Source organism: Clostridium subterminale (assembly GCF_039521425.1).
GTDB classification, from domain to species: Bacteria; Bacillota; Clostridia; order Clostridiales; family Clostridiaceae; genus Clostridium_J; species Clostridium_J subterminale.
Genome location: NZ_BAAACI010000007.1, coordinates 362725 through 377855, shown reverse-complemented (window position 1 = coordinate 377855; position 15131 = coordinate 362725). Strand labels below are relative to the sequence as shown.

The following is a 15131-nucleotide window of genomic DNA, read 5'->3' as shown; positions in this document are numbered from 1 at the left end:
TTTTAAGAGACGTTTTTATATTTTTTTAAATATACATGTATGGAGCAATACAACTTTAAATATGGATTTAATTTTATAATTTAAGCAACTAGATATCATGAAATCTGCACAGTGACAACAACTATTTAACTAGTTAAATAGTTGTATAGTTCTATATTTAAATAGGAACATATTTTTATAGCTTCATATTTAAATAGTTTATACTTAAAATCCTATTGAATTTTTATTTTAAAGTTGTGACTAAATTATTTTGCAATGAAATAAATTACAAAACAAGCACAAAATTATTGAAAAGTAAAATAATGGAGAATACAATATAAGATATAAGGCATATGGTCTACTATGTTCCTTATTAAATTATATTTAGGGGGAAAGGATATGAAAGAGAAAAAAAGACTTACGGCATTTATAATGTCATTATTCTTGTTTGCAACCTTAGTAATGCCAGTAAATATCACTAAGGCATATGCAGAAGATAATGACAAAATAAATAATAGCCAAGCCGTAGTTGATGACGAAAGCAATGTAGAGGAGCAATCACTAGAGATTACTAATTTAAGTACAGGTAAAAAGATAGTAGATATCTTAAGCTTTAATGATTTCCATGGAAATGTATTGGAATCAGGTAAAAATATTGGAGCTGCAAAATTAGCAGGAGTTGTAAATGAATATAAAGCTAAAACTAATACTGAATATGGTGTTATATCAGTATCAGCAGGAGATTTATATCAAGGTACTGCTATTTCCAACCTCACCACGGGTAAACCAGTAACAGCTATGGCTAAGGCTATGGGTCTTGAAGCATCTGCCATAGGTAATCATGAATTTGACTGGGGTGTTGATAATATTAATACTTGGGCAAATGAGGGTGGATTCCCATTTCTAGCTGCAAATATAGTTAAAAAAGGCACTGAAGAAAAAGTAAGCTATGCACAGCCATATAAAGTAGTTGAGAGAAATGGAGTAAAAATAGGTTTAATAGGAATTTCTACTCCAGAAACAGCAACTTCTACTTTAGCTGAAAATGTAAAAGATGTAGATTTCTTAGATCCAGTAAAAACTGTTGCTAAATGGAATAAAGTACTTAGAGAAACAGAAAAGGTTAATGCTGTAGTAGTTATAGCACATGCTGGAGCATATCAAGATAGTAATACAAAAGAAATAACTGGAGAAGCTGCTGATATAGCAAAAATTGAAGGTGTAGATGCTGTAATTGCAGGTCATAATCATGCTGTAGTTTCAGGAGAGGTTAATGGAGTGCCAGTAGTAGAAGGTGGATACAATGGTAGAGCCTTAGCTAAACTTACATTTACCTTTGATGATAGCAATAAACTTCTAGATGTAGAACCTAGTGCTGATGTGTTTTTAGGTAAAGAGGCCACCCTTCCAGTAGATGAAAATGTACTAAAGGAAGTAAAGAATATAAAGGAAGGTTTAAGTGAAATATTAGGGAAAAAGGTAACTTCACTTAAAGAACGTTTAAGTCATGATGATAAAAACACTGCAGTAACTCCACTTGGTGTAACTGTAGCAGAAACTATGCGAAAAATAGTAGGAACTGAAATAGCTGTAACTAATGGTGGTGGAATTAGAAGAAGTCTAGAACAAGGAGATGTCACTGTTGGTGATATGTACGAGATTCTTCCTTTTGATAACACTATAGTAACTCTTGATGTTAAGGGTTCAGACCTATATGGCATCATAGAACACGGAATTAATACTGAAGGATTTGCATGGGGGCAATTTGCAGGTATAAAAGTTTGGTATAACCCAGAAGGTGGCAAAGTTTCATCTATAAGATTAAATGATGGAACTAAAATTGATATGGAGAAATACTATTCTGTAGCAATAAATGACTTTATGTTAACAGGTGGAGATAAATATGACTTCTCTAATGCTATAAATGCAGTTAACACAAATGTAGTTATGAGAGATGCAATGGCTGAAGAATGGAACAAAAATGGTGCTCCTGAATTAGATTTTAATGTATTAGTAGCAGGAGAAGATACAACTGTAGATAAGCCTACAGAAGAAGAAAAACCAACAGAACCTAATGTACCAGAAGAAAATAAGCCATCAATCCCAAATACTAATAAACCAAGCAAACCAAGTAAATTACCTCAAACTGGTGCTCCAATAACACCAGATGTATTTGGAACTATGGGAATTATGGCAATTGCTCTAGGTGGATATATAATTAAAAAGAAAAAATCAGCATAAAAATTAAGGTAGCTACCTACTAGTAAAGATATTTTTACTAGTAGGTAGTTTTTTATTATGCAGTTTTAGGGTAAGATAGAGGGTAGTGATAGGACTAAGGAAAAATAAAGTAATGGAGGGACATAATGAAGGCTTTAATGGATTTACATACTCATACTATTTCTAGTGGGCATGCTTATAGTACTTTAAAGGAAAATATTGAGGAAGCTAGATATAAGGGGCTAAAGGTCCTTGGAGTTTCTGATCATGCTATATCTATGCCAGGTACAGCTCATGAATATTATTTTAATAATTTAAAGGTGATTAAGGATGAAATTATGGGAGTTAGAATTCTAAAGGGAATAGAAGCTAACATAATGGATTATGAAGGTAGAATAGATGTGCAAGAGGAGCTGGCACTAGAGCTTGATTATGTCATAGCTAGTATGCATCCACCTTGTATAACACCAGGAACCATTGAGGAAAATACTAATGCTTTAATAAAGGTTATGGATAATCCTTATGTTAAAATCATAGGTCATCCCGATGATAGTAGATTTCCTTTGGATTATGAAAAAGTAGTATTAGCGGCTAAAGAAAAAAATATGGTTTTTGAAATGAATAATACATCCATATCTCCAAAGAGTTTTAGACGTAATGCTAGAGAAAATCAAACGACTCTATTAAACCTATGTAGAAAACATGGAGTTAAAATAATCATGGGAAGTGATGCTCATATTTATTATGATGTAGGAGAGTTTTCATCATGCTATGAGTTGCTTAAGGAAATAAATTTTCCCGAAGAACTTGTTTTAAACTTTAATATGGATTCCTTAGAGTATGTATTAGGGAAAAGATAATATAAAGTGGTATATCAACAAAATGTTATGTTTGTGTGGATATATCACTTTTATTAATAATTAATTGTGTATAAAATCGCTAAAATGGAATACTATTTATGAGGTGATTTTATGAAATCCGTATGGAGTGAAAGTTGTAACTTTAAAAAGAGAGAATCCTTAAATGGAGACATAGAAACAGAAGTAGCAGTTATAGGAGGTGGTATAGCAGGATTATTAACATCCTACTTATTAAAGAAAAAAGGAATAAATGTAGTTGTAATCGAAGCTGAGGAGATTTGTAGCGGAAATATAAAAAATACTACTGCAAAGATAACTTCCCAACATTATTTAATTTATGATAAGTTAATTAAAGAATTTGGAGAAGATAAGGCAAGGCAATATGCAAATGCCAATGAATTAGCTATAAAAAAATATAGAGAAATAATTGAAGAAGAAGAGATTAAGTGCGATTTTGAAGAGAAGGATGCGTATGTATATACCTTGGACAATGTTCAAGCACTAGAAAATGAATTAGATGCAGCAACTAAGCTGGGAATAAAAGCTGAGCTTCTAGAAAATATAGATCTACCTTTTAAAGTTAAAGCAGCATTAAAGTTTTATAAGCAAGGTCAGTTTAATCCTCTTAAATTTTTAGAGGTTATTTCTGAAGATTTAACCATATATGAAAACACTAGGGCTTTAGAAATTAAAGAAGGTTTAGTTGTTACAGATAAGGGTATGGTTGCTGCTAAGTCAATAGTAGTAGCTACTCATTATCCAATTATGAATACACCAGGATATTACTTTTTAAGGATGCATCAAGAAAGGTCTTATGTTATAGCCTTAGAAAATGCTCAGGATGTCAATGGTATGTATATTGGTATTGATAACTGGGGATATTCCTTTAGAAACTATAAGGACTTACTATTGCTCGGTGGAGGCTCTCATAGAACTGGTAAGAATGAAGCTGGTGGCAAGTATGAAGAACTAAGACAGGTGGCGAGGGAGTTATATCCTAATGCTAAGGAAAAATATCATTGGTCGGCTCAAGACTGCATTCCTGTAGATGAGATACCTTACATAGGTCAATATTCTACTGAAACTCCTAATTTATATGTGGCAACAGGATTCAAAAAGTGGGGTATGACATCTTCTATGGTGTCAGCTATGATTTTATCTGACATGATATCCGGAAAGAAAAACGATTTTGCAGAGATATTTTCTCCTACAAGGTTTGATATGTCTGCATCAAGTAAAAATCTAAAACAGGATGTATTAGAAACTGCAAAGAATTTCATAGCACAAAAAATTTATATTCCAAGTGAACAGGTAGAGAGTGTTGAAACTGGTCATGGTGGAATTATAGAGTATAAAGGAGAAAAGGTTGGAGTATACAAAGATAATGAAGGAAATATATTTACGGTAACTACGAAATGTCCTCATTTAGGATGTGAACTTCAATGGAATCCTGATGAATTATCATGGGACTGTCCTTGCCACGGCTCTAGATTTGATTACAAGGGTAATTGGATAGAAAGTCCTGCTATTAGAGGTTTATATGATGAGTAGTTTCAAAGCTTATGCTAGAAAAAAGGATTTTTTTGAAGGCTGGTATTTTAAACATCAGAAGGGTGAGAATACTATATCTTTTATACCAGGTATAAATATTGATAGTAAGGGAAATAGGTCAGCCTTTATACAGGTGATAACTAATAGAAACTCCTATAATATAAATTATGGTTTTTCTAAGTTTATAGTTTATAAAGATAAATTAAAAATAAAAATTGGCGATAGCACATTTTCTTCAAAGGGCATTGAAATCCATATTAAGGATGAAAGTTTAACTATAGATGGAAAAATAGAATATGAATCATTAACTCCGATAAAGTATGATATTATGGGACCCTTTGGTGTTATACCTTTTATGGAATGTAGCCATGGCATTATTAGTCTATATCATAAGCTAAGAGGAAGATTGACTATTAATGGTGAAGAGATAGATTTTCAAGATGGGGTTGGGTATATTGAAACAGATAGAGGCAACTCTTTCCCTAAAACTTATTTATGGACTCAGTGTAATGATTTTAGAGGTGAAAATATATCTATAATGGCAGCTATAGCAGATATACCTTTTATGGGATTGAATTTTAAAGGGTGTATATGTGTTGTATATTACAAAGGAAGAGAATATAGATTAGCTACCTACAACGGAGTTAGAATTCTTAAACATAATTGTAAGTCATTAATCTTAAAACGAGGTAAGTATGAATTAGATGTAAAAATTACCAATGAAAATCCACAAAAGTTATTAGCACCTTCAAGTGGAAATATGTGCAGAACTATTCGTGAGAATACAGCTTGCTCAGCTAACTTTAAATTCTATATAGACAATAATTTAGAGTTTAATATTGATAGTGATAACTGTAGTTTTGAATATGTGGATAAATAGAATTAAAAATAACCATGTATCTGTTATTATAAACTAAATTTAAAATCAATATTAAACTAGCGCTTAAAATATTAAAGTGCTAGTTTAATATTTTAGAAAAATTAATTGTTCATAAATACATATCTATATGATATATTAAAATAACAGCAAAAAAATCTATATGGGGGAGTTATTCATGGTATTTTATTTTTCAGGAACAGGAAATTCTTTATATGTAGCGAAAAACTTGTCTAGTAATCACGGTGAAGAATTAATTTCAATATCAAAAGAGATGAAACAAGATAAAGATTTTTATGAGTATAACTTAAGGGTAGGAGAAAAAGTAATTTTTGTTTACCCTATCTATGCTTGGTCACCACCAGCACCAGTAGTTAAATTCATTAGTAAGTTAAAATTAAATAACTATAAGAATAATTATTTAACAGCAGTAGTAACCTGTGGTGAGAACATAGGAAATAACATGAATATACTAGGTAAAAAGCTAGGTGCTAAGGGGTTAAAGCTAAATAGTGGATTTTCAATTGTCATGCCTAATAATTACATTATCCTTGGAAAAGCAGATGAAGATGATATTGTGAATAGAAAGATGTCTGAGGCTTTAGAGACGCTAGGGGAAATAAACAATCTTATAAGTAATAAAGTTAAGGATGTGTTTAAGGTTGAAAAAGGACCTATGCCTAAAATTATGACAGCTATAGCTAATCCTATATTTAATAAGCTAGCTATAAACACTAAAAAGTTTCGTGTTACAGATGAGTGTATAGGATGTAAGCTTTGTGAACAAGTATGCAATACTAAATGTATTAAGGTTGATAAAGTTCCTAAATGGAGAGATAACTGCTGCCAGTGTTTAGCATGTATAAGTTATTGTCCTAAGGAAGCCATCCAATATGGAAAATCTACAACTAATAAAAAGAAATATAGAAATCCTAAAATTGCTGTAAGTGAAATGAATATATAACTGAATAAGAATTCTATAAAGCTTAATGAACTACTTAAAAACTTCCTTTATTGTTGCAATCTTACCTTTTAAAATGTGTATATAATTCTATAATAAAAATAACAATAAGAGTACCAAATTTAAAAGGAGAGTTTATACATGAAAAACTTATTTAAGGGTATTTTTGTATTACTTATTTTGAGCTTTATATTATGTGGTACAGCTTTTGCTAAGGAGAGAAGTTATATTTTAACTGGGAGAAAAGAAGATAAGAAAATAGAGGTTGCAGTAGTTATAAAAGATGATGGTATTTGGGCAGTAAATATTAATAATTCTTCAGAAAAAATAATGCTTAATATGGGTGATTATAGAGAGCCAATTATAAGTGAGAATGGATATGTAGCCTATAGAGATATTAAGAATAGCTTGTATATAACCAAAATAGATTTTCGTAAAAAGGTAGATAATGCTATTAAGGTAGATGACAATATTACTGCTTATCAATGGAATAAGGATGGAAATTTAATTTATTCTATGTCTACAGGAGGAGCATATATATTTGGAGTTAAAGATAAAACCAAAGAAGTGTTGACTGAAGGAGAAGAGTTTTATACACAAATTTTATTAGGAAGAGATAACTCTTTATTTGCAGTAAAGAATATCATGAAAAAAAGTAATTCGGATAATTATCAGTTACCTTTAGGAGTAGTTAAATTAAACTTAGTATCTAAGAAAGAGAAAGTGGTGGTACCATATATACCTATAAATTCTCAGAATGGTGATTTAGGGTTGGATCCAAAGATGGCTGCCATCTCTATTAATGGAGTTAATTTAATTGTTTGGTGTAGGCCTAATTCTGCATCTATTACAGCAGATGGAGTGCCTATAGGAATTTACAATGATGAAAGTGACAAATGTAAAGAAGTACTTAATGAAGAAATTATAGTTCTAACTTATGAGGATATGATGTCTGTATCACCTACAGATGATAATTTAGTAGCTATTATAAATGGAGCATATAGGTTTATGAACGTAGATAAAACTTTAGGAATCTTTAATGTAGAAGATGAAAGCTTTAGAAAAGTCACTAAGGATGGAGAAGTAGCTATGACACCTAGCTATTCTAGTGACGGTAAAAAGATAATATATTCTGCTTCAACTTATAGTGAAAATCTTCAGCAGTGGGTACAATCAGATAATCAACATATCTATGAAGTAGATTTAGAGAATGATGAAATAACTAAATTAACTAATTCAGGATCAGGATGGGATTTTTATCCTAGATATATCAATAATGATAATGAATTTATATTTATAAGAAAAGATAAAGAAAATAAACTTTCTTTAATTAAAGGGAAGAAGGGGGAAAAGGAACAGATTATAACTGATGGCATTTTAAATACGGATGACAGTGCACCTATCAATGAGTATTATTGGTATTATGGACATTACGATATTAAGAAGGTATTCCATAATACGGAAATAACTCAATGATTTGAATTTATAATATTTATCCGATGACTACCAGCTCTAATACTCACATCTTCTTTAAAATGGGAGTAAAGAGCTGCTACGTCCCTGGATAACAATTTCTCCTAAAGGGCAAAGAGTTCCCCTAAAGGACAACGACTTCTAAGTATCAAAAATATTGATACTTAGAACTCTGTTAGTAAGCTTCAGTGGGAGTAAAAAACGACCCCTGAAGCAAAGAACTTTGTTTATGCACTGAGATATACATAAGATGGAAGGGTAGAAAAATTTATGGAATTGACATTAGACATATTTCAAACAATGGCATTAGCTTCTATGGTATTTTATTTGGGAAAATACTTAAAGACAAAAATATCTATATTATCAAAGTATTGCATACCAGCTCCGGTGGTAGGAGGTCTTATTTTTGCAATACTGATGCTTATATTTAGGCTTACAGGATTTATAACTATTAATTTAGATACAACTCTACAAAATGTTTTTATGACTGCATTTTTTACTAGTGTTGGATTTACGGCTAGTATTAGAATATTAAAAAAGGGTGGTATAAAAGTAGTAACATTTTTAATTCTATCAGCTCTTTTAGTAATTCTACAAAATATAGTTGGTGTTTCTCTAGCAACTTTGTTTAATTTGGAACCCTTATTAGGAATTTGTACAGGATCTATTCCTATGGTAGGTGGTCATGGTACAGCAGGATCTTTTGGGCCGATTCTAGAAGAAATGGGAATTGCAGGCGCAACTACTGTATCCTTTGCGTCTGCGACCTTTGGACTAGTCATGGGAAGTATAATTGGTGGATTTATTGCTAGAACACTAATTATACGTCATAACCTTAAGACACCTATTATGGGTGAAGATAATGATAGCTCTATTCCACTAGGCGATTTTAATGAAGACAATCAAGATATACTATGTCACAAAAGATTAATGTTAGGTGCATCTTGGATTTTTATAGCAATGGGAATAGGCTCTGTAATATCTAATTTCATTCAGGGGATAGGGTTAACTTTCCCATCTTATATCGGAGCTATGCTAGTAGCAGCAATTATAAGAAATATTTGTGATGCTACAAAGACTGAGCTAGTGGAAAAAGAAATTGAAAATATTGGAGGTATTAGCCTATCATTCTTTTTATCTATGGCTCTCATGGGATTAAAATTATGGGAACTACTTGATTTAGCAATTCCTATGGTTGTTATGCTATTTGCACAAACAATTCTTATAGGATTATTTACCTACTTCATAACCTTTCGAGTTATGGGTAGAGATTATGAGGCAGCAGTTTTTGCATCCGCTAATTGTGGATTTGGAATGGGAGCTACACCTAATGCTGTAGCTAATATGGATGCACTTTCAACTAAATTTGGATTTGCACCTACCCCATATTTTGTAGTACCAATTGTAGGATGCTTATTTATTGATTTCGTAAATTCAGCAATTATTACATTATTTATAAATATAATTCATTGAAGCTATGAATATAAGTTATCATAGAGTAGAGATACAATAAAATATTAAAATATAAAAGAAAAAGCAATATACTTTTGAAATGTAAATAGTATGTTGCTTTTTCTTAACTTAAAATGTAAGAAATTAAATCTTAAAAGATATAATAATAGAAAACTTAAATAGATTTTATATGAATTTTTTATAGATATTTATATTTATATCTGTTGACTTTGTGGATTTATAAGTATAAAATTAACCTTAAATTATAAGTTAAACAACACAATATGTCGAATCACGGAATATATTGTTGCAACTTACATTGCATAATAAATACAAATAATGGAGGGATTTTTATGTCTATATTAAATGGAATAAATCCAGAAAAAGTTCTTGGTTATTTTGAAGAATTAACTAAAATACCTCATGGTTCAGGTAATGAAAAGGTTATCAGTAATTATCTAGCTAATTTTGGTAAAGAAAGAGGATTTGTAGTAATACAAGATGATGAGTTAAACGTAATTATTAAAAAACCTGCTACGCAGGGATATGAAAATGCACCAGTAGTAACAATCCAAGGTCATATGGACATGGTTTGCGAAAAGAATAAGGATAAGGTACATGATTTTGAAAATGATCCATTAGAGCTTAGAATCGAAGGAGACTATCTTTATGCTAATGGAACAACACTAGGAGCAGATAATGGAATAGCAGTAGCTTATGGATTAGCTATTTTAGATTCAAAAGAGTTAAAACATCCTGCTATAGAATTATTTGTTACTACAGGTGAAGAGACAGGTATGTATGGAGCTATAGCAGTAGATCCTAAAAATCTTGATGGAAAAATATTATTAAACATTGACTCAGAGGAAGAAGGAATATTCCTTGTAAGCTGTGCTGGTGGAGTTACTAACTATGTAAATATAAATACTCAATGGGAAGATGCCTCTAATGAAGTTTTAAAACTAGAAGTTAAAGGCTTAAAAGGCGGACACTCTGGTATGGAAATAATAAAACAAAGAGGAAATGCTAATAAACTTATGGGAAGATTATTAAATGCCATAAACAAAGAAGTAGATTTTAATATTTCTCATATAAGTGGAGGAGCTAAAAATAATGCAATTCCTCGTGAAGCAGAAGCTACAATTACAGTCGCAGCTAAAGATATAGAAAAAGTTAAAGAAATAGCTACAAAATCATTAGAAATATTTAAAACTGAGTTAAGAATACAAGATCCAGATGTAACTGTGATAGTTGAAAAATCAGAAGCTAGCAAACAATTAACTAAGGAAGTAACTGAAAAAATAGTTTCTTATTTAGTAGTGGCTCCAAATGGAATTCAAACTATGAGTGAGGATATTAAAGGCTTAGTTGAAAGTAGTCTTAACTTAGGCGTAATAGAGTTTAGTGAAGAAAAAGTTACTTTCATTTCTGCTGTAAGAAGTTCTGTAAAAACATTGAAAAATGCAATTACAGATAGAATTGATATAGTAGCAAAATTAGTTGGAGCTGAAGTTATTAATGATTCAGATTACCCAGAATGGCAATATGAACCAAACTCACCAATAAGAGATTTATGTATAGAAACATATAAAAATGTTGCTGGTGAAGAGCCCAAAATAGATGCTATCCATGCAGGACTTGAATGTGGGCTTTTAAAAGAAAAAATGCCAGATGTGGATATGATAAGCTTTGGACCAAATCTATTTGATGTACACACTCCAAATGAACATATGAGTATATCATCTGTTGAAAGAGTATGGAACTTCATAAAAGCATTATTAGAAAATATTAAATAAATACTAAATAAATACCTAGAGTTAATTTTACTTTAGATATTTAAGATAAAAAATTGGGCATCCTGGGAAGTACTAATTAATGTGTTTATATCTTTATTAAGATTATTGATACAAGATGAAGATATAGTTTCATGATAAATTTAACTTTAAAACATATAAATTAGAGACTTCTTTAGGGTGCCTTGTTTAAGATCAAAAAGGAGGAAAAGTTAATGAGCCAAGAAAAAAGAAAATTATCTCAAAATGCTTATGGTGGTTGCAAAGGTGAAGAGTATGTTCCCTTTGTCCCAACATCAATGGCAATGCCTGAAACGACAGGTTACTCAATTATTTTAGGTATTATTTTGGCATGTGTTTTTGCCGCAGCTAATACGTATCTTGGTCTAAAAGTTGGTATGACAATATCAGCTGGTATTCCTGGTGCTATTATTGCAACTGGAGTATTAAAGGGAATGTTTAGGAGAAATAACATCCTAGAGGCTAACGTAGTAGCATCTTTAGCTGCTATGGGAGAGTCTATCGCCGGTGGAGTTATATTTATCTTACCAGCATTAATCTTATGGGGGTTAAATTTAAGTATTTTAACTGTTGTTATTGTTACAATAATTGGTGGAGTTATGGGAGTATTCTTTATTACACCACTTAGAAGATACTTAATAGTGGAAGAGCACGGAAACTTAGTTTATCCAGAAAGTATGGCGGCAGCTGAAGTTCTTGTAACTGGTAGTGAAGGTGGACAAGGATTCAAAACAGTTATGACTGGACTTGGAGTTGGAGCTGGATACAAACTTTTCTCAGGTGGATTTGCACTTTGGGGAGAACAAGCTACTTATGTTTTTAAAAGCTATCAAGGTACAATGATGGGATTTGACACATTAGCATCACTTCTTGGTGTTGGATTTATAGTTGGTACTAGAGCATCTTTACTTATGTTTGGTGGTTCTGTTATAGCTTGGTTTGCACTTATACCGCTAATTAAATTCTTAGGAACTGGACTTGTAGAACCGCTATATCCTGCTACAAAAATTATAGCTGAGATGAGCGCTAATGAAATATGGTCTAATTACATTAAATATATTGGCGCTGGCGCAGTTGCAATGGGTGGTTTTGTTTCACTTGCTAAATCTATGCCAACAATAATAACAAGCTTTAAACAAGCAATGGGTGGAATTGGTGCTGGTAAAAATGATAAAGTTAGTAGAATTGACATGGAAGCTCCACTTACTTGGGTTATTATGGCAGCAGCCTTTGGATTTGCATTAACTTGGTTGTTACCAATGATCAATGGTGGATTCGTAGGTGGAATCATGGCAGTTTTATTCAGCTTCTTCTTTGCTGTTGTTTCTGCTAGAATGGTTGGTATAATTGGAGCATCTAACAATCCAGTTTCAGGAATGACTATAGCTACAATGTTATTTGTAACTACTATAGTTAAATTGACTGGTGGAGTAGGTCAAGATCAAATGTCTAGATGTATATTAATAGGTGGAGTTGTTTGTGTTGCTATAGCAGTAGCTGGTGGAGCTGCACAAAGTTTAAAAACTACATTTATCATTGGTGGTACACCTAAAAAAGTTCAATTAGGAATGTTTATAGCACTTGCAATTGCTGGTGTATTCTCTGCACTTGTAATTAATATGTTAAACACTGCTTATGGAATAGGTAGTGAAGCTGTATCTGCACCACAAGCTTCACTTATGAAAATGATTGTTGAAGGTATTATGACAGCTCAATTACCATGGACATTAATAATAGTAGGAGCTTCAATTGCATTATTCTGTGAATTAGCTGGAATAGCAATATTACCAGTTGCTCTTGGTATATACCTTCCAATAACATTAAATGCTGCTATCTTAGTTGGTGGAATAATCAGAGAAATCGTTGAAAGAAAATTCGCTAAGGATCAAGATAGAAGAGGAGAAGTTGTTGAAAAAGGAACTCTTCTTGCATCAGGGCTAGTTGCTGGAGATGCATTAATGGGTATAGTAGTAGCTGGACTAGTAGCTGCTAATGTGGATATAGCATTTGGTAAGAATTTCTTAACTGGAATAACTCAAAGCAACTTATTTGCTTGCGTAATGTTCTTATTACTAGGATTATGGATTTACATGTTCTCTTGTAAAAAAGATAAGGCTGTTAAATAGTTATAACTTTTAAAGAAGATACTTATTTTCAAATAAGATATTTATAATAATTTTAAAATCGCTTTGCCACAGGTAAAGTCTATCTGTGGACAAGCGATTTTAATATTTAATATATTATAATAACTTAATTGTACATAATAAAGGATAATCATTGGAATCATAGAATATCTTATATTTATTAGTTGTAAATAAGTTAGGAGGAATTTTGCATGAAAAATAATAAAAAACAAGAAGAATTAGAAAATCAAGCTCAAGATACAAAACATAACTTTGCCCTTTATATACCAGAAATTAAAAATCAAAACTGGGAAGAAAAAGATGGCAAAGTCATTATACATATAAAAGTTACTGATCCAGTTAAAAAGTTTCTAGCTTGGATGGTAAAAAGAACTCCTGAAACTAAATTAGAACTAGATGAGAGATGTTCCACAGTATGGAAATACATAGATGGAAAAAGAACCGTCTATGATATTGCAAAACTTATGGCAGATACTTATAAAGAGAATGTAGATGGAGAGTTATATAGATTAGTAACTTACTTAAAGTATATATCTAAAAGAGGTTGGATAAAGTTCAAAGAATATGGTAAGGATGTTGAAATTTAATCTTTATCTCACAATGTAATTAAGGGCTGTTTTAAAAGAGGCTAAGTGCTAGAGAAATTAAGACTTAGTGTTTTTTTAGATAGTCCTTATGTTTTGTTCTAAAATAAGAAATTCAATTTAAAAATGTTAGAATATTAAAAAGCTTAGTAATAGGTATTTTTAACATAAAGTTTAAAAATTCAATAGACATGTAGACAGAAGGTATGACAGGGCTTAAGGTTGATAACATTACATAATTGAAAGTTATATGTAAGGTTGTCCTCTTGTTCTATTTATCCATGTAAGGTAAACTATATGTATGCCAAAATCAGTAGAAGTAAGAAGGAGTGAAAATTAGTGGGTTTAGATTTGATATTTATATTAAAGGCAATTATCATTGCAGTTGTAGAGGGATTAACAGAGTTTATTCCAGTATCATCTACAGGACATATGATATTAGTTGGTAGTATCATAAACTTCCATGGTGAGTTTGCCGAAATGTTTGAGGTAGTTATTCAACTAGGAGCAATACTTGCAGTAGTAGTATTATTCTGGAAGAAGATTAAGGATAGTGTAATAGAATTTTTTAAATACATATTCACAAAAGGCAAAAAGGGTAAAACTGGATTTAGATTTGGAATCAATGTATTAATTGGATGTATTCCGATGGGGATAGTAGGGGTAGTATTTTATAAGCAAATTAAAAGTTTGTTTAATCTTCAATCTGTAATTATTGGATTAATAGTAGGGGGATTCTTATTACTTATAGTAGAGAATTTTTTCAGAAAAAGAAAGACTAAGGCTGTTAAAAACATAGATGACATAACACCTATACAAGCATTAAAGGTAGGATTATTCCAAGTTCTCGCTGTATGGCCAGGCATGTCAAGAAGTGCATCTACCATAATTGGAGGATGGATTGCAGGACTTTCAACTCCTATAGCAGCAGAGTTCTCATTTTTCTTAGCAGTACCTGCAATGGTAGGATCATCAGCTAAGGATTTATTTGAATTTGATTACTCTATTATGACTCCAACTCTATGGGTTGCATTAATAGTAGGGTTTATTGTTGCTTTTGTAGTATCAATAATAGTTATGGACAAATTCGTTACTTTCTTAAAGAAAAAGCCTATGAGAGTGTTTGCTATATACAGAATAGCAGTAGGGGTACTTCTTGCTGTATTAGTATTTACAAAGGTTATTACCTTAGTGCCTTAAGTAAACAATAATTTAG

General features: G+C 31.4%; 11 protein-coding genes. All 11 read left to right on the top strand.

What is annotated here, in order from left to right; genetic code table 11:
• The first annotated feature begins 378 nt into the window (after nt 1-378).
• The 11 genes from ABDZ93_RS15470 (at nt 379) to ABDZ93_RS15420 (ending at nt 15115) form a co-directional block, all read left to right on the top strand.
• Nucleotides 379-2220 carry a 5'-nucleotidase C-terminal domain-containing protein gene (locus ABDZ93_RS15470; RefSeq protein ID WP_343827361.1) on the top strand — a complete coding sequence of 614 codons (1842 nt, stop codon included), beginning with the start codon at nt 379-381 and terminating at the stop codon, nt 2218-2220.
• 125 nt (nt 2221-2345) lie between these two features.
• On the top strand, nt 2346-3059 hold the full coding sequence (locus ABDZ93_RS15465; RefSeq protein ID WP_343827360.1) for a phosphatase: 714 nt from the start codon (nt 2346-2348) through the stop codon (nt 3057-3059).
• Between the two features lie 111 nt (nt 3060-3170).
• On the top strand, nt 3171-4610 hold the full coding sequence (locus tag ABDZ93_RS15460; RefSeq protein WP_343827359.1) for an FAD-dependent oxidoreductase: 1440 nt from the start codon (nt 3171-3173) through the stop codon (nt 4608-4610).
• A complete protein-coding gene (locus ABDZ93_RS15455; protein ID WP_343827358.1) occupies nt 4603-5490 on the top strand; it encodes a tocopherol cyclase family protein in 888 nt (295 codons plus the stop codon). Before ABDZ93_RS15460 ends, ABDZ93_RS15455 begins: the two co-directional genes overlap by 8 nt.
• Before the next feature lie 175 nt (nt 5491-5665).
• Nucleotides 5666-6451 carry an EFR1 family ferrodoxin gene (locus tag ABDZ93_RS15450; protein WP_343827357.1) on the top strand — a complete coding sequence of 262 codons (786 nt, stop codon included), beginning with the start codon at nt 5666-5668 and terminating at the stop codon, nt 6449-6451.
• A gap of 138 nt (nt 6452-6589) precedes the next feature.
• The gene (locus ABDZ93_RS15445; RefSeq protein ID WP_343827356.1) at nt 6590-7924 is read left to right on the top strand and encodes a TolB family protein; all 1335 of its coding nucleotides are present in this window, start codon (nt 6590-6592) and stop codon (nt 7922-7924) included.
• A gap of 267 nt (nt 7925-8191) precedes the next feature.
• Nucleotides 8192-9394 (top strand): sodium/glutamate symporter, encoded by a 1203-nt coding sequence (gene gltS, locus ABDZ93_RS15440; protein ID WP_343827355.1) that lies wholly within the window; start codon nt 8192-8194, stop codon nt 9392-9394.
• 332 nt (nt 9395-9726) lie between these two features.
• Nucleotides 9727-11169 carry an aminoacyl-histidine dipeptidase gene (locus ABDZ93_RS15435; RefSeq protein ID WP_343827354.1) on the top strand — a complete coding sequence of 481 codons (1443 nt, stop codon included), beginning with the start codon at nt 9727-9729 and terminating at the stop codon, nt 11167-11169.
• Between the two features lie 212 nt (nt 11170-11381).
• The gene (locus tag ABDZ93_RS15430; protein WP_343827353.1) at nt 11382-13313 is read left to right on the top strand and encodes an OPT family oligopeptide transporter; all 1932 of its coding nucleotides are present in this window, start codon (nt 11382-11384) and stop codon (nt 13311-13313) included.
• 209 nt (nt 13314-13522) lie between these two features.
• Entirely contained in the window at nt 13523-13918 is a 396-nt protein-coding gene (locus ABDZ93_RS15425) for a PqqD family peptide modification chaperone (protein WP_343827352.1), read from the top strand.
• A gap of 336 nt (nt 13919-14254) precedes the next feature.
• On the top strand, nt 14255-15115 hold the full coding sequence (locus ABDZ93_RS15420; RefSeq protein ID WP_343827351.1) for an undecaprenyl-diphosphate phosphatase: 861 nt from the start codon (nt 14255-14257) through the stop codon (nt 15113-15115).
• Nucleotides 15116-15131: the final 16 nt, after the last annotated feature.